Source organism: Candidatus Berkiella cookevillensis (assembly GCF_001431315.2).
In the GTDB taxonomy this organism is placed as follows: Bacteria; Pseudomonadota; Gammaproteobacteria; order Berkiellales; family Berkiellaceae; genus Berkiella_A; species Berkiella_A cookevillensis.
Window position 1 is genome coordinate 2,354,236 of sequence record NZ_LKHV02000001.1, and the last position, 19,887, is coordinate 2,374,122.

The 19,887-nt window shown below is 38.8% G+C and carries 21 protein-coding genes; 7 read left to right on the top strand and 14 right to left on the bottom strand.

Translation table 11 applies throughout. The annotated features are described in order from the left end of the window. Positions 1 to 146: 146 nt before the first annotated feature. Positions 147 to 1,700, top strand: coding sequence for a VRR-NUC domain-containing protein (locus CC99x_RS09815; RefSeq protein WP_057624919.1), 1,554 nt, complete (start codon positions 147 to 149; stop codon positions 1,698 to 1,700). Between the two features lie 61 nt (positions 1,701 to 1,761). Here CC99x_RS09815 and CC99x_RS09820 read toward each other — a convergent pair whose 3' ends face one another. From CC99x_RS09820 to CC99x_RS09850, 7 genes are all read right to left on the bottom strand, one after another. After that, on the bottom strand, positions 1,762 to 2,454 hold the full coding sequence (locus CC99x_RS09820) for a hypothetical protein (protein WP_057624920.1): 693 nt from the start codon (positions 2,452 to 2,454) through the stop codon (positions 1,762 to 1,764). 556 nt (positions 2,455 to 3,010) lie between these two features. Next, the gene (locus CC99x_RS09825) at positions 3,011 to 3,436 is read right to left on the bottom strand and encodes a ClpXP protease specificity-enhancing factor (RefSeq protein WP_057624921.1); all 426 of its coding nucleotides are present in this window, start codon (positions 3,434 to 3,436) and stop codon (positions 3,011 to 3,013) included. Beyond that, complete coding sequence (sspA, locus tag CC99x_RS09830) at positions 3,433 to 4,068, bottom strand: stringent starvation protein SspA (protein ID WP_057624922.1); 636 nt, start codon at positions 4,066 to 4,068, stop codon at positions 3,433 to 3,435. Before sspA ends, CC99x_RS09825 begins: the two co-directional genes overlap by 4 nt. A gap of 17 nt (positions 4,069 to 4,085) precedes the next feature. After that, positions 4,086 to 4,850 carry a cytochrome c1 gene (locus tag CC99x_RS09835; protein WP_057624923.1) on the bottom strand — a complete coding sequence of 255 codons (765 nt, stop codon included), beginning with the start codon at positions 4,848 to 4,850 and terminating at the stop codon, positions 4,086 to 4,088. 23 nt (positions 4,851 to 4,873) lie between these two features. Then, positions 4,874 to 6,118, bottom strand: coding sequence for a cytochrome b (locus tag CC99x_RS09840; protein WP_057624924.1), 1,245 nt, complete (start codon positions 6,116 to 6,118; stop codon positions 4,874 to 4,876). Between the two features lie 3 nt (positions 6,119 to 6,121). Beyond that, entirely contained in the window at positions 6,122 to 6,706 is a 585-nt protein-coding gene (gene petA, locus CC99x_RS09845; RefSeq protein WP_057624925.1) for a ubiquinol-cytochrome c reductase iron-sulfur subunit, read from the bottom strand. Positions 6,707 to 6,924: 218 nt separating this feature from the next. Further along, entirely contained in the window at positions 6,925 to 7,761 is an 837-nt protein-coding gene (locus CC99x_RS09850) for a peptidoglycan DD-metalloendopeptidase family protein (RefSeq protein ID WP_158003219.1), read from the bottom strand. A 61-nt stretch (positions 7,762 to 7,822) separates the two neighbouring features. Between CC99x_RS09850 and CC99x_RS09855 the strand changes: the two genes are divergently transcribed. After that, the gene (locus tag CC99x_RS09855; protein WP_057624927.1) at positions 7,823 to 9,109 is read left to right on the top strand and encodes a spore maturation protein; all 1,287 of its coding nucleotides are present in this window, start codon (positions 7,823 to 7,825) and stop codon (positions 9,107 to 9,109) included. A 16-nt stretch (positions 9,110 to 9,125) separates the two neighbouring features. On the opposite strand, the gene CC99x_RS09860 is transcribed toward CC99x_RS09855, so the two are convergent. Continuing rightward, the gene (locus CC99x_RS09860; RefSeq protein WP_057624928.1) at positions 9,126 to 9,755 is read right to left on the bottom strand and encodes a hypothetical protein; all 630 of its coding nucleotides are present in this window, start codon (positions 9,753 to 9,755) and stop codon (positions 9,126 to 9,128) included. A 214-nt stretch (positions 9,756 to 9,969) separates the two neighbouring features. On the opposite strand from CC99x_RS09860, the gene CC99x_RS09865 reads away from it, so the two are divergent. After that, positions 9,970 to 10,632: a tetratricopeptide repeat protein gene (locus CC99x_RS09865; RefSeq protein WP_057624929.1), complete on the top strand. Its 663-nt coding sequence runs from the start codon at positions 9,970 to 9,972 to the stop codon at positions 10,630 to 10,632. Positions 10,633 to 10,874: 242 nt separating this feature from the next. Here CC99x_RS09865 and CC99x_RS09870 read toward each other — a convergent pair whose 3' ends face one another. After that, the gene (locus CC99x_RS09870) at positions 10,875 to 11,429 is read right to left on the bottom strand and encodes a hypothetical protein (protein ID WP_141651914.1); all 555 of its coding nucleotides are present in this window, start codon (positions 11,427 to 11,429) and stop codon (positions 10,875 to 10,877) included. Between the two features lie 244 nt (positions 11,430 to 11,673). Here CC99x_RS09870 and CC99x_RS09875 point away from each other — a divergent pair, with 244 nt between their 5' ends. Together CC99x_RS09875 and CC99x_RS09880 are read left to right on the top strand one after the other, a co-directional pair. Next, positions 11,674 to 12,291, top strand: a complete 618-nt coding sequence (locus tag CC99x_RS09875; protein WP_057624931.1) for a riboflavin synthase — start codon at positions 11,674 to 11,676, stop codon at positions 12,289 to 12,291. A gap of 170 nt (positions 12,292 to 12,461) precedes the next feature. Continuing rightward, on the top strand, positions 12,462 to 13,283 hold the full coding sequence (locus CC99x_RS09880; RefSeq protein ID WP_057624932.1) for an SLC5/6 family protein: 822 nt from the start codon (positions 12,462 to 12,464) through the stop codon (positions 13,281 to 13,283). 499 nt (positions 13,284 to 13,782) lie between these two features. Here CC99x_RS09880 and rpsI read toward each other — a convergent pair whose 3' ends face one another. The 3 genes from rpsI to CC99x_RS09895 form a co-directional block, all read right to left on the bottom strand. After that, on the bottom strand, positions 13,783 to 14,250 hold the full coding sequence (gene rpsI / locus CC99x_RS09885) for a 30S ribosomal protein S9 (protein ID WP_057624933.1): 468 nt from the start codon (positions 14,248 to 14,250) through the stop codon (positions 13,783 to 13,785). 41 nt (positions 14,251 to 14,291) lie between these two features. Further along, complete coding sequence (gene rplM / locus CC99x_RS09890; protein WP_057624934.1) at positions 14,292 to 14,726, bottom strand: 50S ribosomal protein L13; 435 nt, start codon at positions 14,724 to 14,726, stop codon at positions 14,292 to 14,294. A gap of 222 nt (positions 14,727 to 14,948) precedes the next feature. Next, positions 14,949 to 15,263: a (2Fe-2S) ferredoxin domain-containing protein gene (locus CC99x_RS09895; RefSeq protein WP_057624935.1), complete on the bottom strand. Its 315-nt coding sequence runs from the start codon at positions 15,261 to 15,263 to the stop codon at positions 14,949 to 14,951. A gap of 41 nt (positions 15,264 to 15,304) precedes the next feature. On the opposite strand from CC99x_RS09895, the gene CC99x_RS09900 reads away from it, so the two are divergent. Then, complete coding sequence (locus CC99x_RS09900; protein WP_057624936.1) at positions 15,305 to 16,633, top strand: (Fe-S)-binding protein; 1,329 nt, start codon at positions 15,305 to 15,307, stop codon at positions 16,631 to 16,633. A 78-nt stretch (positions 16,634 to 16,711) separates the two neighbouring features. Then, positions 16,712 to 17,134, top strand: coding sequence for a hypothetical protein (locus CC99x_RS09905; protein ID WP_057624937.1), 423 nt, complete (start codon positions 16,712 to 16,714; stop codon positions 17,132 to 17,134). 105 nt (positions 17,135 to 17,239) lie between these two features. On the opposite strand, the gene feoB is transcribed toward CC99x_RS09905, so the two are convergent. Together feoB and CC99x_RS09915 are read right to left on the bottom strand one after the other, a co-directional pair. Beyond that, on the bottom strand, positions 17,240 to 19,558 hold the full coding sequence (feoB, locus tag CC99x_RS09910; protein ID WP_077065446.1) for a Fe(2+) transporter permease subunit FeoB: 2,319 nt from the start codon (positions 19,556 to 19,558) through the stop codon (positions 17,240 to 17,242). Then, a complete protein-coding gene (locus CC99x_RS09915; RefSeq protein ID WP_057624939.1) occupies positions 19,506 to 19,787 on the bottom strand; it encodes a FeoA family protein in 282 nt (93 codons plus the stop codon). Before CC99x_RS09915 ends, feoB begins: the two co-directional genes overlap by 53 nt. Positions 19,788 to 19,887 lie beyond the last annotated feature (100 nt).

A 19,887-nucleotide genomic window follows, 5' to 3' on the forward strand; every position in this document is an offset into this window, starting at 1 on the left:
ACAGGACTAGACTGGACAGTGACTCTACTAAAAGCAAACGTCCCCCTAGCATCACACAATCACCTCCCTACACAGCTTCTTTTAAAATTACAATCCGTTTTAATGACGATGGAACCATAGATTTTTTATCAGAGAATGGAACACCATTGCCAGAAAATTTATTAAGAAAAATTAAACAACAAAATTTATCAAATATAGAGAAGTTAATTGAAGAACACATAAAGAAAACAAATAAGGACTATGAGGATTGTTTGTCTGTCCATGAAAAAACGCCGTATCTACCTAGCTACAACGACTATCCTCACCCTCCTCCAGAACCGCCAGAATTAATTAAAATCAGTTTTATTAAAAATATTTTTGGTTTAGCTAAAGAGAAAAAAACTATCAATCAACAATTAATTGAGCAATACAATTCAAAACTCAATGATTGGGCATTACGAAAAGAACAGTGGCCCCTCATTATGAAAAAGTCAGATAATGGGAATATTGATGCAATGTCAATCGTGTTAGGCGAAATTCTACCAGGCATCTCTTGGCCAAAAGAAACATTAGTAAACTATGATTTCTCAACAGATGAAAAAATACTTGTGTTAGATATCGATTTGCCAGAAGTAGAAGATATGCCCAAAATATTTTTGACCCGCGCAGCACGAGGAATAAAAATTAACGTAAAAAAACTAAGCCCAACACAAATAAGGCGAGATTATGCCATATTAGTGCATGGCATAAATTTTCGTATAATAGGTGAATGCTTTTCAGCTTTACAATATTTAGATACTATTATTCTTTCGGGATATACACAAAGAATAAACACTGCTACTGGAGTTAGTGCTAACGAATATATATTGTCTGTTAAAGTAACACGACAACAATGGAATAAATTGAACCTCAGACACGTTAACTTGATCTCTCCTGTTGACGCATTAGCTCAATTCGAATTGGTTCGAAATATGAAGCGCAATGCTGAAATGAAAAAAATTGAACCCATATCACTATCTCAATACAATCACGATATAAATCATGCATTATTAACGAGATCACAATCAACAACGGAAGAAAGGTATCCTGCTATATTAAAGATGCCTTTATCTAAACAATGTTCTGAACTTGGAATAGAATTTGAAAAATTAAATTTCGCCTACCAACGCAAACCTGAAGTCTCTTTGTTATCTTACTACCAAGAATTGGGGTACATTGGATCAAGTTTAGAAGGGATTGCGATCCTGACTGTGCTCAAAGCGCTTATGCTAGACAAGCTTTCTGAACTAAATCCTTTTAAAGATCGATTAGACGCGTGCCAAAGATATCTTGAAGCTCAATTAACTATCTTGGAAAACGAGATAGGTGTAATAGTCGCTTCTATTAAGAATGTTTCAAAGCAACGCTATTTATCAAACTTCGAAGAAATAATTTTATCTCCATTTATTATGTCATCGCACCCTGGGCTATCCATGCAATTTGCAGATGCGATATTTAATGCAATAAATACTGACTATTTCATAAAATTGACACTAAAGATCGCTGAAGATCCATATACTTATCGTAGTGGATGGCCAGATTTAACCATTGTAAAAGATCAAGAAGTACGCTTTATTGAAGTTAAAACAACAGATAAACTCCATAAGTCACAATTAGTTACAATTTCCGCTATGCGTAAGGTACTGCCATACCAATTCAGCGTTTGCCAACTTACAAAATAGAACCTGATCTTCACCTGCATAAGAAGCTTTAAAAGGACAATTAGCTAAAATATCTCTATAATTACCTAAAAATTTCAGCATAAATTCGATCACCAATTTTTTCACCGATACTAGAATTCATGATTGTAAGCTTAGCATCTTCATCTATTTTAATTTCAAAGTCACCAAACATCGGCTCACGATAAAAATGAGGAAGATCTTTATATTCCTCAGGTATCTCACACTCAAATTCAAGCTTAAGATCATAATCACCATCAATATAAAGAACATCATTTTCTAAAGAATATTGAAGGTTTTTAACAGAAATCTCTTTTGCTATAAAATACTGATTAAATGGTAAATTCTGAAGTTCACTGCTACCTTCCTCAGTATGGAAATCGTTAAGCAGAAATGTCTGAACTACATCCTTCAAATTCGATTTCTCACAAACAGATTGGATGGCTGCAGCTGAATCTTGAAATTGTTTTAGTATATCTAATAATTCACCAATAGATATTTTAAAATCTTGAATGAATGAAATTGCAAACCGCTCTTTTGTAGATATGTCTTTTTCAGAATATATATTCTTCAAAAGGGTTTCTTTAGTAGAGGCTGCCTGCTTTTGTTTATCTTCTAAAACATTCAGATAATGTTTGTAATTATGAAATCCAAAGTACCTTGCAGCTTCATCATAAGCTTGGTGCTGACTTAGGGATTTTTCTTTTTTTAATTGCCTGGCTTTTTGTTTAATATATGAGGGGGATACAATTGTCATTTTCATATAAACCTTACATGTTACCCACTAAAGCTTTGTCGCCTGCTCCAAAACATCAATGAGCGATGTTAGGTAAATATGATTTAGAGAACCTTTGGTTCAATGACAGTACTCGAGAGCAAGCTTTAGTGTGCAGACGTATGGCTTCTGTCCAGCCAGAAGCTATTCTATTTATTTTAGAAAATATGTCAAGAAGAACAGATTTCAGAGAATGGTAGAAATACCAGGAAATTTTAATAAAAAAACTTATAGTCAATTCAACTTTATCAAACTTAATAATATTCGTTGTGATAACAGATCTAAGTAGAAAGATAGAGCACTAATCTTTCATTCAATATGCTCTTCCTCCTTTTGTCAGAAGAAATTGTGCAATCATGATATTGCTCATTCATGAAACATAGAAAAGCAATCCGTTGTGAAATTAAACAATGTAAACGGCAGGAAGCAGAAAAGGTTTAAGACTGATTACGCAACACATACCCTACTCCTGTTAATAGGAGTAGGAAGCTACGCGAGGCTAGATAAAATAAGATTTAATAATACAAACAGAAAAACGCTACTTAACAATCGTCAAGTTAGGGCGACCGCCTTTGCCCTTGCCACCGCTGCCCTTCCCAGAAGAACCGCCTGTGGTACTTTTATCTTCAGGAGGTGGTGTATCGTCTTCGTCATCATCTTCTTCTTTGAAGACCATGCCTCGACCATTTTCCTTAGCATAAATGGCTGTGATTGCTTTGATGGGCGCATACACGTCAAAGGGAGCACCACTAAAACGTGCGTTAAACTCAACATGATCGTTAGCAATCAATAAAGAACGAACCGCACCCGGTGAAATATTCAAAACAATGCGGCCATTCTCAACATATTGCAAAGGAACATGAGCATCTGGAAAGTCAGCGTTTACAACGATATAAGGCGTAGCATTATTATCGACTATCCACTCATAAAATGCTCTTAACAGGTAAGGCCTACTGGATGTCATAACTCTCTCAATGCTCTCTCTGTATCAGTTAAACTCACCTGGAAAGGTTCGCGTTTAAAAATACGTTTAGCATAATCATAAACAGGCTTTGCTTCTGGCCCAAGCTCAATACCCATAGAAGGTAAACGCCATAGTAAGGGAGCAACAGCGCAGTCTACTAATGAGAATTCTTCGCTAAAGAAAAAAGGCATTTCATTAAAAACAGGTGCTACAGAAGTAATGCTTTCTTTTAATGCTTTGCGCGCATCGTCTGCATCCATAGGATCTGTGGATTTATTGAGAATTTTTCTCATATAAACATACCAATCACGATTCACTCTATGCAGCATCAAGCGGCTTCTTGCTCTTGCAACAGGATACACAGGCATCAAGGGAGGATGTGGAAACCTCTCATCCAAATATTCCATGATGATTTCAGACTCATAGAGCACGAGATCTCTATCTACTAAAGTAGGAACTGAATTGTATGGGTTAATTTCTGACAATGCATTGGGTTGCATAGCAGGATCAATCTCATACAAATCAAAGGTAACCCCTTTTTCTGCTAAGACAATTCTTGCACGATGGCTATAGGGGTCGTTTGAACCAGAATACAAAGTCATTACGGAGCGTTTATTTGCTAGCACAGCTATTCAAGCCTCTAAGTAAATTAATGTACATCTTTCCAATACTCTCGCTTAAGTAAATAAGCAAACAGTGTGAAAATAATTAAGAATAGAATTACCCATACTCCAATACGCTGGCGTTCTAGTTTATGAGGCTCGCCTACATAGTCTAAAAAGTTTACCAGGTCTGTAATTGCACGATCATATTCCGTTTCAGACATCGCACCTGGAGAGGCTAATTCTAATTTGTCGACTACTTTATGTTCTGAAGTAGTACCATCCTCAGCTTTTAAACGGATCTTTTCAAAGCGAGGTATTTGAGTTCCTTGCAACTCATGTAATACATGAGGCATACCAACGTCTGGGAAGACTAAGTTATTGACTCCCCAAGGACGTGTTTCGTCCTTATAAAAGCTTTTCAGATAGGTATATACCCAATTTTTACCACGGACCCGTGCGGTCAAGGTTAAATCAGGAGGCGCAACACCAAACCACTCACCTGCATCTTTTTTAGGCATCGCTGATTTAATCGGTGATGTCACTTTATCGGATACAAAATTTAAATTTGTTTGCACCAAAGCCTCAAGCACCTCACCTTCTGGGGTCTTGATACCAATGTCTGCCGCCACTGATTTATAACGCGCATGTTCTAAAGAATGGCAACCTTGACAATAATTCACATACAACTTAGCGCCACGTTGTAAAGACGCCTGATCGCATAAATTATTCTCTACTTTCTGAAGAGGTGCATGTCCTGTTGCAGCAAATACATGGGTTCCAACAAGTAAAGAACCTATGATTACAACCATACTGTTGAAAAGCTTATTCTTCCTCATTTAAATGTCACTCTTTCTGGTACCGGTTTGGTTTTATCTAATTTTGTATAAATAGGCATAAGAACAAAGAATGCAAAATAGGCAATTGAGAATAATTGAGCAGCAATTGTTCTTAAGGGGGTTGGTGGTACCAAGCCCAAATAACCTAAGGATAAAAAGCTTATAACAAATAAAGCCAACATCCCTTTATAAAGCCCACCACGATAGCGAATCGATTTTACAGGACTTCTGTCTAACCATGGCAAGAAGCAGAAAACCAATACAGCTGCAAACATCGCACATACACCAAGTAATTTGTCAGGTATTGCTCTTAAAATAGCGTAATACGGTGTCATATACCAAACAGGTGCAATATGCTCCGGTGTTTTAAGTGGATTAGCAGGCTCAAAGTTAGGGCCTTCTAGGAAATATCCGCCCATATCTGGCCAGAAAAATACAACCGCAAGAAATATAATTAAGAAAACACCCACACCAAAAATATCTTTCACAGTGTAGTAAGGGTGGAAAGGTATACCATCCAATGGTTTACCCTCTTTGTCTTTATTTTTCTTGATCTCAATACCATCTGGATTATTTGAGCCAACTTCATGCAAAGCAATGATATGCATCCAGACCAATAGCAAGAATACCAATGGAATCGCAATCACATGTAAAGCAAAGAATCGATTCAATACGACGTCTGAAATGTTGAAATCACCACGAATCCATTCTACAAGCTCTGGCCCTACAAGTGGGAAGGCTTCAAATAAAGAGGTAATTACTTTTGCGCCCCAGAAAGACATTTGTCCCCATGGCAGTAGATAGCCCATAAAGGCTTCCATCATCAGACATAGGTAGATACCCATTCCAATTAACCAGAGCAATTCTCTTGGTTTTTTGTATGAGCCATACAACATACCTCTGAACATATGCAAATAAACAACAATAAAAAAGAAAGAGGCGCCAGTTGAATGTAAATATCTTAAAATCCAACCAAACTGAACATCGCGCATAATGTATTCTACAGAAGCAAATGCATCTGCAGCAGAAGGTTTGTAGTACATAGCCAACCAAATGCCCGTTACAAGCTGATTGACCAACACTAATAATGCAAGCGAACCAAAGAAATACCAAAAATTAAAATTCTTGGGCGCATAATATTCAGATAAATGCTCTTTCCATAATTTACTGGCTGGAAAACGTTCATCCACCCAACCCAACAATCCAGTCGATTTTTCAGAATCTTTCCCAGCTTCTAACATAGATTATGCCTTCTCATCTTCGCCAATCACAACCACAGTATCCGATGCATAACGGTGTGGCGGTACCAATAAGTTTGTAGGAGCAGGTACGCCTTTAAATACCCGACCCGCTAAATCAAATTTAGATCCATGACATGGACAAAAGAAACCGCCCTGCCAACCTGCTTCAACGCTACCTGCTTCAGGACGATACATTGGCACACAACCCAAATGAGTACACAAACCAACTAAAATCAAATATTCTGGTTTGATAGAACGATACTCTTTTGTGATGTACGCAGGTTGTTGTGCTTGTGTCGATTGAGGATCTCTGAGCTGGCTATCTAATTTTTTTAGCCCATCAACAGTGGATTCTGTACGACGAATAATCCATATAGGTTGTCCGCGCCATTCAATGGTTAATTGAGCACCAGGACTCAGTTTATTAAGATCAACTTTAACAGGTGCACCCAAAGCTTGCGCTTTAGCACTTGGAAACCAGGAGCCTATAAAAGGAGCCGCTGCGTACAACGCTCCAATGCCTCCAATAACTGATGTCGCGCCGGTTAAAAATCGACGCCTACCGCGATCGATACTCTCATCTGACATTCACACTGTCTCCCAGATGGCTTTAATTTTTCATTTTAGTTTGAAAGTTGGCGGCTAATGCTACCACAAATCAGTCCTTGTCTATACTCTTTAAGACAGTGAAATTAAAGACATGCGTCTTTTCACTCCACTTCTGAATCTAGGTTTTATGCCTTAGTTAAGCATGCACCATTATAGAGGCTCACATTGCTGAGTAAAAGGATTGATTAATATGTGTGCTAATTGACAAAAAATAATTTTGGCGACACACGAACATTATTAAGGCTTACACCAAAGTGAAGATGTGGCCCAGTTGCACGGCCTGTTTTACCAACAGTTCCAAGCTTTTGATTAGCCTCAAGCACTTCCCCTAACTTAACGCTTACAGTATGCAAATGACAGTAAATCGTCTTAAACCCCTGTCCATGATCTAAAACAACAGTATTACCTGTCATCACATAATTACCAACATCAATTACTTTACCACTTTGTGCGGCCATAATTGCAGTGCCTATAGGTGCAGCAAAGTCTAAACCTCTATGCTGCGAACGCAGCTCTCCATTTAAAATTCGCTTACTACCGTACTCACCACTTATTCGCCCTTTCACGGGTATTTTTAATTGAAAATTTTCTAGCGCCTTATCTGACCAACTTGAAAATACTGCCTCCAAGTGCTTTGTTTCTTCTTTAATTTTTGCAGCAAGTTCAGGATTGGGAGTAACCAACTTATTTTCTTTGAAGAATAGTTTTTCTTCTGTATACGCTTTATCCACAATTTCAAAATGAATAGATTCACGAATCTTAGCTTGTCTCGCTTCTATGCTTGCAATGCCAAGTTGCATAGTTAAGGGTATACCAACAATTGCATACCAATCTGTATTTTTGCCATCTTTAAGTACCGCAACTTTTACATCATCAAAGTAAACGCTCGGCGGTGTGGTTTGTTGATTATATTTTTTAGGCAACTTGATTACCGCAACACCACCAGGCACCTTTTCGTCTTCAGGCAATACAGCAAAGACTGTAAATGAGAAACATAACAAACAAAATAAAATAACAGATTTGATTTGTGACACAAGAAATGATTCCATTAGCCGATATTTTTTTCATTCTAACAGTATTTATACGCTTCCTATAATGAATATCATTTTTATCTTTATTGTCGTCACTGCTTTTGGGATTTCTGCGGTTAAACAGTGGTCGCATCCTACGGAAGCTATTATGCAATCTGTCACACAAGCACTACTACATAGTGCAACAGATGCCGTGACCATTGCGATAGGCTTGATTGGCGTGCTCGCCTTGTTTTTAGGATTCGTTAAAATTCTAGAAGACGCGGGATTTATTCGTACTTTAAGCAGACTCATTTACCCACTCTTGCGATTATTATTTCCAGAAATCCCCGCGAATCACCCAGCACTCGGTGCAATGACACTGAATTTATCAGCAAATCTTTTAGGTTTAGGCAATGCTGCTACGCCTTTTGGTATCAAAGCAATGCAAGCATTGGACAGCCTCAATCCACACCCAGGTACCGCAACCAATGCAATGGTTTTGTTTTTAGCCATCAATACCTCCTGTATTACACTACTACCAACCAAAGTAATTGCTTTACGTGTTGAAGCGCATTCCATAGATCCAACAGGCATCATTACAACCACTTTATTTGCCACGATTTGTTCAACCATTGTGGCAATTGCGATGGCAAAATTTCTAGAGCGTTTCTATACTATAAAACCCAATGCTACAACTACCAACTTTCAAACAGCTGACACGAATACGATAAGCACTAAAGTAGAAAATACTGAACAAACACAATTTTCTCCTTATCCAATTTGGGTTGCTTGGTTTGTGATTTTGTTTTTCATCACATTGATCCCTGTCACACTGGTATGGGGCGCTACTTTCTCACCGTGGATCATTCCAGCTTTATTTGTTGCTATTGTCTTGTATGGTACTTATAAAAAAATTAATGTTTATTTTAGTTTTGTAGAAGGTGCTAAAGAAGGCTTCGATGTTGCTGTCAAAATCATACCTTATTTGGTTGCGATTTTAGCCGCTATTAGTATGCTACGTGCCAGTGGCGCTTTAGATGTTTTTACACAATTTATTGGAAAATATACGGCTCCTTTAGGGTTACCCGCAGAAGCCATTCCAATGGTGATCATGCGACCACTGTCTGGTTCGGGTAGTTTTGGTATTCTCACAGAAATATATCAAAACCCAAATCTGGGTCCTGATAGTTATGTGGGGTATTTGGTAAGCACAATAATGGGCTGCACCGAAACAACTTTCTATGTACTTGCTGTTTACTTTGGTGCCATTCAAATCAAGCGCTTCCGACATGCAATTGCTGCGGCTTTATGTGCAGATGCAGCTGGCGTTGTTGCTTCTGTGGTCGCTGTGAAATATTTCCTAGGATAAATTTTTAGGGATAAATTTAGCGACTCATACCAAAGGGAATGGGTGCTGCACAACCTGTTCCACCGGCTCCGCCAATACCTGCCGCGCCTCCAGTTCCTCCTAAGCCACCATCACCCCCAATTGCGCTAGCAACACCTGTCGTACCACTTACGCTACTGCCAATGCCTCCTGCCCCACCAGTACAACCATATCCATAAGGACTATATACAATAGGAAAGTTACCCTCTCCATTGGAAGCACCGTATACATAGAGATGATTATAACTTTTATCAAACATTTCTATCGCATGCTGATGTCTTAGATTTGCTAAATCAACATCATTTTTATGCTGCCTATCTTGATAGGCAGCAATATTTCTTCTTTTATAGTTATATTCTTCTCTTTGCATATCAAGCTCATGAAAACGCTCTAGCATTGTTAATTCATGTTCTCGCAAAGCATCGTACATAATAGGTATGCCTTCATCGCTACTTCGTTCATAGCTTGGCAATGGCATGACTTTTTGCTCATCCTCTTTTGCACATGTCTTGTCCTGTAGCGTAATTTTTCCTGCTGTGTTTTTGCATTGATATACTTTTTCAGCAGCATATAGCTGACTCGAAGACAACGCGACTGATAATAAAAGGATGTTAAAAAAACCAGCCATAATACCTCCGACTGGGAACTGAAAATATCTTTATCTAGTTAAAAAACTATCATGATTTATGTATATAATTCAATCGCGGATACACGAATCGGTCTTAACTCCAAACGACCTAAAACAATACTTTGAAAATCTAAAAAATAGTTCTTGTCTGAGTTGCAGCAAATGTCTAATCTAAATCTATAAAATAAATACATGAACAACGAGGAGATGACACATGAGATCTTTTGTTAGAATGGTTTTACCTTTTACAATAGGACTGCTATTAGGTTTAGTTTTTTTTCCAACCGTACATGCAGCGCCTGCAGACCAACAAGTAGAACAGCTTAGAAAAGAATGGGCCGTGATCAAATATCAAACGCCTCAAAATCAACAACTCGCCAAATATGAATTACTGATCAAAAAAGCAGAAACTGCAACGAAAAACTTTCCTGGAAATCCAAGTGTTCTTACCTGGCATGGCACAATACTGAGTAGTTACTCTGCTACAAAAGGTGGTTTAGGTGCGCTGCCCTATGTAAAAAAGGCGCGTACCTTACTTGAGCAAGCCATTAAAACCAATAGCCGTGTTGAAAATGGGTTTGCACTTGCTGTACTGGGTACAATATATGCGCGTGTACCAGGCTGGCCTGTTGCCTTTGGTAGTAAAAAGACAGCACGCTCTTACTTAGAAGCAGCACTAAAGATTAGTCCACGCGGTATAGATTCAAACTACTACTATGGAGATTTTTTAGTAGATGTAGGTGAATATCAAGCAGCAAAACAACACTTAGAGATTGCAAGCCAAGCGCCTATTCGTAAGGGCTATGAATTACAAGATCAAGGTCGTAAAAGAGAGATTGCAGAATCACTTGCTAAATTGAAAAAATATTTAAGATAAGCATGAAAAGAGAAAAGGCGATTAAATACTTAATGCTAATCAGTGAAGAAATAAACGAAGTGAATGATGTTCTTCCCTTGGAATCAAGGGAAGAGGCTCAACTTTAGTTGAGCAGATGGATTTTTTTAAATCTATTTTTAAAAATCCCTCCGCCGCAAACGGCGACTCCCTTTGACGGCAAAGGGAACATACGGCGCTTTGCGCCACTGGGGAATAATTTATTAATAAACTAGTGGCTTTTTTTATCCCTCAATTCTTCTAAATAGCAATCCTGAAGTAGAAACCATTAAGACGTATTGTTGCTTCGTTTGCGCTGGCACAAATGAAGCAGAACCATATTCCGCATCCAATAAGAAATTCAAATGCGCAAATTGCTTTCTCAGCTCAAACATATCAAGCAATTTTGCTTCACTTAAAGAAAATACAGTTCTCGGTTTGGTTTGCTCATCTGCTAAATCAATGTAACGACCTGAAACACGAGCAAGCTCATAACTGGTATGGAAGCCTAAAATATTCGCCACTGGTTTCCATTTGAGTATATGGGCATCAATTAACAACTGATTGCCTGACAGCGTATATGTTTTACTCGTACCATTTGTAAAAACAAACTCTGCTTTAAACTGATTATTTTCCATAGGCTCTACAGTCACCGTCGCAGCCAGCTGCTCAAGTGTAAGTGCCTGATATCCTTGTACAGACAAGGCGCCTAATCCAAAAATGCCGCCCAATAAAATAAAGCAAAGTGACATAGCAAGATGCGTAGCCAATTGCCCAAAATGCCTACGACGCAAAGACATAATACTGCTCAAAAGAAAAATAACTGATAATACGCCCAGGGCAATTGCAAAATAATGTAATGGAGTTAAGGTTGTATACATAGCGTTTTAAAACTAATGAAGAATACTATTAAGTTTAGCAAGGACTTTGAAAATGACCTATGAGATCGACGCTTAAATTACCAAGAAAACAAATTGACTTAGTAACTCATAGTCATTAGACTCATATTTTTCCAAGATGCTGTCTTTTTGCGCAGGTTTTTTCATGTTTACAGGCATTGTTCAAGGCACGGGTATCGTCGTCAAGTTAAACGCGCTTCACAACCTAACGCAAGTGGGTATTGCTGTCTCACCTTCTCTCTCTCAAAACATCCAGAAAGGTGCCAGCGTCAGTATAGATGGTGTTTGCTTAACTGTCGTTGGGCAGGAAGATAATACCCTTTACTTTGATATTGTTGCAGAAACACTGAACTGCACAACCTTCCGAAATCTGTATATCAATCAAGTGGTCAATATAGAGCGCGCACTCAAAATGGGTGATGAGTTAGGCGGGCATTTACTTTCAGGCCATGTTATGGGTACAGCCTCTGTGACGCTTATTGAAAAACCAAGCCCTGAACAAAGTAAACTATTTTTCACTTGGCCTGAAAAGTGGATGTGTTACATCATCCCCAAAGGATTCATTGCCATTAATGGCGTAAGCTTAACCATCGTAGATACGGATCCAAGTGGTATATTTAGTGTTCATCTGATCCCTGAAACGCTTGAAACCACTAATTTATCAGCCTTAAAAGTTACGGCTGCTGTTAATATTGAAATCGACTATCAAACTCAAGTCTTAGTGCAAACTGTACAGCGCTTTTTAGCAGCGCAGAAAATCTAAATTGCTCGTTCTCTATTTATACGTCTTGGATGCTAGCCCTTCTCGCAACTTCAATTTCAAAACGTATGAATAGCAGTAACAATTAGATAATCGACTATTGCATTTCATACAATTCATTCTAAAATCGTATTAACTTTTTGATGCGTGCGCTCTTGCGGGAGAAGCAATAATTGAATATCACGAGTATCTTTTATCCTGCAATTGCAAACAAATTTCCCTGCACATTTGGCGCATTGTGCCAAATATCGCATCTTAAAATTCTAAAATCCAACCACGATGAAAAATCACTGATGCTCACGGCTCAAATCCTTTGGTGGGGATTAGGTCTGACTTTAAGCTACGATATCTGTGAGAGCTTATTACATTGGCCACATTGGATGGCCATGGCATCTTACGCCGCACTGATGATTGCCAGTACATGGTTTGGTTTAAGAAGCATGGTTTTAATCGCATTCTTAACTTTTCCATCTCTACTCGGTATTTTATATTTTTCTGCTTTTGATGTGCTCGCGGGTACATCATTCGTAGCACTCTGGAGCCAATTACTGGCAAGCAAGCTATTGGAGTATCTTGGCTGGTTTTTAATGGTACTAGGCAGTTTTATCAATGCTGCAGACGGTAATGCAAAAAAAATAACAATAAGTACCCTCGCTTGCTATGCCTGCTTAGCCTTAGGGAGCATACTCATGATCACTTCAGCAGTTCAATTGGCTCAAAATAACGATCCAGCCAAACAACTCTTTATTGGTGTACAACAGATCTCTTATTTCTTATGGGCTTTTGGCTTAACCTCTGCAAAAATCACTCAAGCTAAGCCAGAAAAACCAAGTATCAAGCTACCCTCTAAGTATTTTCTGCTCATCGCTGGCACTATTGGCATTGTCATCTATGATTGGATGTTTCTAAGTATCAGTGGTTGGATACAATGTGGATTTATGTTGCTTCCTCCCTTTGCTTTATTGTTGATAAGCCGATATTTTTCTTTTGATTAAGAGCAGTAAAAATTTTAAAAAACCATCTTATTGATGAGCAACGCGAATCGAGATCCCACTTTTTGAAGGAAGACGCTCGTAGTGCAAGGGGGATTGATGTAATGATACTGATTCTTCTACAAATTGAGCGTAGCGAATGATTTTTTCCTCTACCAATTTTGGGAGAGGACGCCCGCAGGGCAGGTGAGGGTTTTTAAAGATTATAAAGTTATTGATTTTGGGATAATGCTATTTTGAAAAATTTATAATGAGTTCTAGAACAAATTATTTTTGAGGCAGAATAATCAATAAATAATTAACTTATTTAACTCTCACCTGCTTCTTCGAAGCTCCCTCTCCCAAAATTGGTAGAGGGGAAAATGTTCGCTTTGCGAACGAAGCAAAAGACAGTATTTATTAATGCCAAATTCATCGCTGCGCTCATTAATACATGATTATAGGCATAAAAAAACCACGTGAGGTTAACCCTGACGTGGTTTTTATAGAAGCGGTGCAATAATTAACGTTTAGAGTATTGCTCAACTTTACGTGCTTTACGATGACCCACTTTCTTACGTTCAACACAACGTGCATCACGTGTTACAAAACCTGATTTTCTCAAAAGTTGTCTAAAAGTTTGTGGCCCGCCTTGGTTTCCGCCTTCAGAACTATCTTCTTCTTGGAAACTTTGGTTGCTTTGTATGCCAGACTCATCATAATTCATAAGGGCACGTGTAATGCCATGACGTATTGCACTGGCTTGTCCCATAGGGCCACTGCCTTCAACGCGAATACGGATATTGAACTGATTTGCCATGTTGACGCACTCAAGGGGTTGTCTAACAATCATATGCGCAGCTTTACGACCACCGAAGTATTCTTCCAAGCTACGATTATTAATTGTTATCTCACCATTACCACGTTGTATGAAAACACGTGCAATTGCAGATTTTCTACGACCGGTACCATAATATTGTTCAACTGTCATTTCACTTTTACCCTATTACTTATAATAAGTGTTTTTTCAATTTAGACTTCAACTGCATATGCTTTTGGTTCTTGAGCTTGATGTGGATGCTCAGCGCCCGCATAAACGTGAAGTTTCTTAAACATTTGTCTACCTAAAGGACCTTTAGGTAACATTCTTTTCACTGCATACTCAATGATCCGCTCTGGATATTTAGCTCTCAACTTTTCAAGGGTGACAGACTTAATACCACCTGGATAACCTGTATGGTGATGATAGTACTTGGTTTGTTCTTTCTTACCTGTTGCATGCACTTCAGCTGCATTAATAATAACCACCGCATCACCCATATCAATGTGAGGGGTGTATAAAGGCTTGTGTTTGCCTCTTAGTAATGTGGCTACCCTAGTAGCTAAGCGACCAATAGGCAAGCCTTTAGCATCAATAACGAACCAATCTCTTTTGATGTCTTTAGGTCTGGCAAAATACGTTTTCATTTTTCTTGCTCTAACTCCAGGGAATTGCCATTTAGAAGTTGGGGGATTATACAAGACTCAATACATAGTTACAATGGAATAGGGCCACCATTTTGCTTTTGCTTCTTGGTTTATTTTCTTAAAAACGCAGCTAAGTAGCCTTCAACTAACTAAAAAACAGTGTTAAATCTCATTATGCACTTTACACTATTAATGTATATTAGAGTACAAATAAAGTATTGGTTAATTAGCCAACCTTAATCTTTCAACAATCACGTCATTCACAACATGCTTTTCAATTATCTCATCAATATCAGCTAAATTTTCGTATCTATACCATATGTTATCTGGATAAATCACCATTACAGGGCCTTCCTCACATCTACCAAGACAGCCGCTGGTGCTTGTTCTCATAAAGGACTTGCCATGAATGCCTAATTTTTTTAGTTTCTTTTTAGCGTACTCTCGCATCGCATTTGCATCTCCTTGTGCACAACATTTTTTTTCGTTGCCACGAAGATTAGTACAAAAGAAAACATGTCGCTGGTAATATGACATCAATCACCTAAAAATTTTAAAGCGCCATTATACGTTAATCTATGAACGAATCCATTTCAGATCCCAGCTTGTGCGCTTCTCATACACACCCCTCTTCTGGTGCAAGTACTAATATGATTGTACGTGACCTTGCGAGTCAATGCGTGAAGTGTGGGTTATGTTTACCTCACTGCCCAACCTACACTACTTTAAAAGATGAGAATGAATCGCCTCGAGGACGTATCGAATTACTAAAGGCACTTGCAGAAGATCATCTTGCACTTACACCTAAGGTAAAGACCCATCTCGATCAGTGCCTAACCTGTCGCGCATGCGAACGTGTATGTCCGGCAAAAGTAGAATATGGAAAGCTCATCACCAAAGGCCGCGCGATGATCAAGCAACATCCGCAATCGCCTAAGATTCATTCTTTGACATCAACCTTATTAGGCTACATTGTTGCACACCCTAAACTTCTCGCTGCGCTGCATTGGCTATTATGGCTCATAGAAATAAGTAAAATCCGAGTAATTACCAGTAAAATTCACTTGCCTCAGCTAATCGGCTTAGGCAAACTGAATCAGTTTCTGCCAACGGTTTCCAAACCTATTTCTTTCAAATCTTTTTATCCTGCCATTGGAGCGCGCCAAGGATCGGTTGGGTTATTTTTAGGGTGCTTTCAGAAATTGACCGACCCTGAAATTTACACTGCGAGCCTTCGAGTACTCACACACTTGGGCTATGATGTTCACATACCTAAAGCGCAAAGTTGCTGTGCTGCTATTGCATTACATTCGGGTAATACAAAACAAGCAAATGAACTGATTGAAAAAAATGTGAACGCTTTTGAAAAACTCTTTGATGCAAAGGTGGACTATGTTGTATCACTTGCAACAGGATGTGGCACAACATTGAAAGATTATCCCGATCATATCGATGCAGAAAAAACTCAAACAGGTTTGCATCATTCTTTTGCAACCAAAATCGTCGATATCTCAAGATTGGTTCTTCGCTCTACTTGGCCTGAGAACTTAAAATTAAAAAATTTTGAAAAAAAAATTGCACTCCATTCTCCCTGCACTTTAAAAAATGTTTGGCAAACATCCGATCATGCAGAACAGATTTTAAAACGAATTCCAGGTTCAGAAATTTCTCTGATCCAAGACCCGTTTTGCTGCGGAGCAGCGGGAACGTATATGATTGATTTCACTAATATTTCAGAGAGTCTTGTCGATAAAATCGTAGATGAATTAAAGCCCATGAAAGTTGATATTTTAGCGACATCGAACATCGGTTGCGCACTCCATTTACAGCAAACTTTTAAGCGTTACAAACTACCTATTCAAGTTACACATCCCATTGTAATACTCTCGAACTCAATAATTTTTTGAAATGGGTACTACACATTATCTAAAAGTATGCTATCTTTATATCGGTAATCCTGCAGGTGTGTGACTAAGGAGAGCATCATGGCTGCCAGAAAAAAAACTGCTGCAAAAACGACAGGTACAACAGTGAAAAAAGCAACACGCAAAACGGTTAAACGCAAAACAGCTGCTAAAGCTGCTAAGAAGAAAACCGCTGCTAAAGCTAAAAAAGCTGTTAAGAAAAAAACCGCTGCTAAGCGCAAAACGGTTGCTAAAAAAGTAACCAAGAAAGTAACGAAGCGCAAAGTGACGAAAGCTAAAGTAACAAAAGCTAAAGCTGCAACAAAGCGTAAGACTGCTGCTAAGAAGCCAACGGCTGCTAAGACAGCAACCAAAAAACGCAAAACAACTGCTAAACCTAAAGCTGCTAAAGCGAAAGGAACTGTTGTTAAGGCTGTTAAAGCTGCCAAGAAAGTTGTTGCTAAAGTTAAGCGTACCGTTCGTAAGAAAGCAAAGAAAGCTTAAGATTTACTTCTTTAAGCTTGCAGTATCTTTCTTAAAAAGCCATCAACTTATCATTGATGGCTTTTTTTTATCTATCCCTTTTCCCATAAAGTAAACGTTTGATCTTTAAGAGCTTTTATAGACAATCTGTGTTGGCAGCGCTCGGCTTCCCTTTTGTTTTCCAACAAGGTGAATCCCCCAAATCGTAGCCGCCAATACAAGCGTTATTGCAGAACACCAAATTGAAGAAACAACTGGCTGCATAAACCAAACACTTAATTGGAAATACATGACAGAGATACAATAAGCCAACCCAGTCGTCCAGCAGACTGAAAATACGGTCCAACCTCTTTTGACTTCTCTAACCATTGCTGCAGTCGCAGATACACAAGGGAAATACAATAAGACGAATAACAGATATGCAAAGGCGGCATGCTCACTACCAAAACGCAATTGCATTTCTTGATGTGCTTTTTTATCAAGCGTTTCAACCGGCGCTTTCGCGGCAATAGGATTTGCAAATGCACCTCGTAAGGTGAGTATATTCTCAGGTATTGTCATGATTGCGCCGTATAGCGCTTGCTGATAATGCACTGGCTCGCTCTCAAGAGATGTACCCATATCTTGAGCGTATAAAGTGTTCAATGAACCTATCACCACTTCTTTAGCAAGAATCCCCGTAAAGAGTCCCACTGTTGCCGGCCAATTTTCTTCTGTCAGTCCCATAGGCGCAAAAATAGGCGTCACTTGCTTTGCCATTGCAGACAGCGCTGTCTGTTGCCCCGCTTGTGAATCACTGTCAGGAATATGTATTGCACTTAAGACACCAATCACAGCACATACTGGCACAATTAAACGCATAGCATTGATAATAAAGCGTTTTAAACGATGGTAACTTAAACGTGTCAAGCTACGAAAGGTTGGTAAGGTATATTCAGGCATTTCCATAATCAGAGGCGAAACAGATCCATTGAGGATGGTTTTCTTTAGCAGCAAGCCCGTAAAAATCGCCATGAGTATGCCAATTAAATATAGAGCAAACACCACATTCTGACCATTGTGTGGAAAGAAGATAGAAACAAATACCGTGAAAATAGCTAAACGAGCGCCACAAGACATAAAAGGACTCATCATCACGGTAAGAATTCTATCTCTTTTATGATCTAAGGTTCTGGCTCCAAGAATGGCTGGCACATTACAACCAAAGCCAATGATCATGGGTACAAATGATTTGCCCGGCAAACCTAAAAAGAGCATCAAACGATCCATCACAATAGCGGCACGCGCCATATAGCCACTTGATTCTAAGAAAGCTAAAGCAAAAAACATTGCGCCAATGACAGGAATAAAGGTAAGAACTGTACTCACTCCTTGCCCAACGCCTTGACAGAAAATCACCATCCATTCTGGTGCAAAGAACGATCTTAAAAGATCGCCTACACCATGCACAAACAAAAGCTCTGTCATTTGCTCGATACAATCTTGAAAGGCACCACCCACATTGATGGCAAAGAAAAATAAAAGATACATCACCGCTAAAAAGCACGGCAGCCCTAACCATCGATGACAAGTCCACTTATCTATCCAGCGTGTCATCTTGGAAGTTTTAATAAATTGTACATTTAGCATTTTAGAGGAAGGCGCAATGACACTCAGCATTAATTTTTCGATAAACGCATAGCGCGCACTTGCAATGTGGATATCTAGTTCTGCATCATTTTTTGCAGTATCTGATAATATTTCATGAATTTTATCTACCTCTGTATTCGACAATTGCTCCTGCGAATAAAGCTCCCCTTCTAACCATCGTACGGCCTGACTTCTTGAAACAGGAGGAGAGATTTCATTGACAAGGCGCTCAATCCTGCCTTCAATCATTGGGGGATAGCTTAAATGAAACTTAGGTATTTCTGGTTTTGCAAAGAGTAGTGTTTTTAATTCTTCTATGCCCGCACCTGTTTTGGCAGAAACAGCGACCACAGGGCAACCCAACAATTTTTGTAGCTGAAATAAACTAAAATGAATATTCTTTTTTTGGGCTAAATCGATACGCGTCAAGACAACAATCGTAGGCAAGCCTAACTCTAAGCATTGTAATGTTAGATACAGATTCCGCTCTAAACTTGAAGCATCTACGATATTAACAACAACATCAAACTGCTTTTCATCGATGAAGCGCCGTGTGATTTGCTCATCTTCATTGCCATCTTGATTTTCATCATGCGTAATTTGAGAAAATGTATAAATGCCGGGAAGATCAATCAATTGAATTTTTTGAGCATCTAGGGTGCATTCGGCAGATACCCAATCAACAGTAACACCACAAAAGTTACCTGTTTTTTGATTTGCGCCTGTTAATTTATTATAAAGTGTTGTTTTTCCACTATTGGGATTACCCACAAACGCAATGGTCTGCAGAAACGGCTTTGTCTCCACAACGCTCATACATGCCCTCTACTACAATATGTTGGCATTCGCTTGGTCTTAAGCTCAATTGATAACCTCTAAGCTCAACTTGGATAGGGCCACCGAAAGGCGCTTTCGATATGATTCTAATAGTAACGCCAGGCGTTAATCCCATCGCCAGTAATTTATGGCGATGAAGGACTGAACCTGCTTGGAAGGCAATTAATCTAACTTTTTCACCAACGGCAACACTCGATAAAGTTAGCATTTTAAGTATCCTGATTGATGCGACTATATTTCAGTTTCAAAATAGACCAAGAAATGAAATCAAATGAATTAGCAATATTAATGATAATTATTCGCATTTA

Bases quoted from the DNA above. Each gene is read 5' to 3' on its own strand.
- CC99x_RS09915 (WP_057624939.1), bottom strand. From the start codon at position 19,787: ATGCTAACTTTATCGAGTGTTGCCGTTGGTGAAAAAGTTAGATTAATT.
- CC99x_RS09870 (WP_141651914.1), bottom strand. From the start codon at position 11,429: ATGTCTTTGCGTCGTAGGCATTTTGGGCAATTGGCTACGCATCTTGCT.
- CC99x_RS09855 (WP_057624927.1), top strand. From the start codon at position 7,823: ATGAATATCATTTTTATCTTTATTGTCGTCACTGCTTTTGGGATTTCT.
- rplM (WP_057624934.1), bottom strand. From the start codon at position 14,726: ATGAAAACGTATTTTGCCAGACCTAAAGACATCAAAAGAGATTGGTTC.
- rpsI (WP_057624933.1), bottom strand. From the start codon at position 14,250: ATGACAGTTGAACAATATTATGGTACCGGTCGTAGAAAATCTGCAATT.
- CC99x_RS09840 (WP_057624924.1), bottom strand. From the start codon at position 6,118: ATGTTAGAAGCTGGGAAAGATTCTGAAAAATCGACTGGATTGTTGGGT.
- feoB (WP_077065446.1), bottom strand. From the start codon at position 19,558: ATGAGCGTTGTGGAGACAAAGCCGTTTCTGCAGACCATTGCGTTTGTG.
- petA (WP_057624925.1), bottom strand. From the start codon at position 6,706: ATGTCAGATGAGAGTATCGATCGCGGTAGGCGTCGATTTTTAACCGGC.
- CC99x_RS09905 (WP_057624937.1), top strand. From the start codon at position 16,712: ATGGCTGCCAGAAAAAAAACTGCTGCAAAAACGACAGGTACAACAGTG.
- CC99x_RS09900 (WP_057624936.1), top strand. From the start codon at position 15,305: ATGAACGAATCCATTTCAGATCCCAGCTTGTGCGCTTCTCATACACAC.
- CC99x_RS09895 (WP_057624935.1), bottom strand. From the start codon at position 15,263: ATGTCATATTACCAGCGACATGTTTTCTTTTGTACTAATCTTCGTGGC.
- CC99x_RS09835 (WP_057624923.1), bottom strand. From the start codon at position 4,850: ATGGTTGTAATCATAGGTTCTTTACTTGTTGGAACCCATGTATTTGCT.
- CC99x_RS09865 (WP_057624929.1), top strand. From the start codon at position 9,970: ATGAGATCTTTTGTTAGAATGGTTTTACCTTTTACAATAGGACTGCTA.
- CC99x_RS09825 (WP_057624921.1), bottom strand. From the start codon at position 3,436: ATGACATCCAGTAGGCCTTACCTGTTAAGAGCATTTTATGAGTGGATA.
- CC99x_RS09875 (WP_057624931.1), top strand. From the start codon at position 11,674: ATGTTTACAGGCATTGTTCAAGGCACGGGTATCGTCGTCAAGTTAAAC.
- CC99x_RS09820 (WP_057624920.1), bottom strand. From the start codon at position 2,454: ATGACAATTGTATCCCCCTCATATATTAAACAAAAAGCCAGGCAATTA.
- CC99x_RS09860 (WP_057624928.1), bottom strand. From the start codon at position 9,755: ATGGCTGGTTTTTTTAACATCCTTTTATTATCAGTCGCGTTGTCTTCG.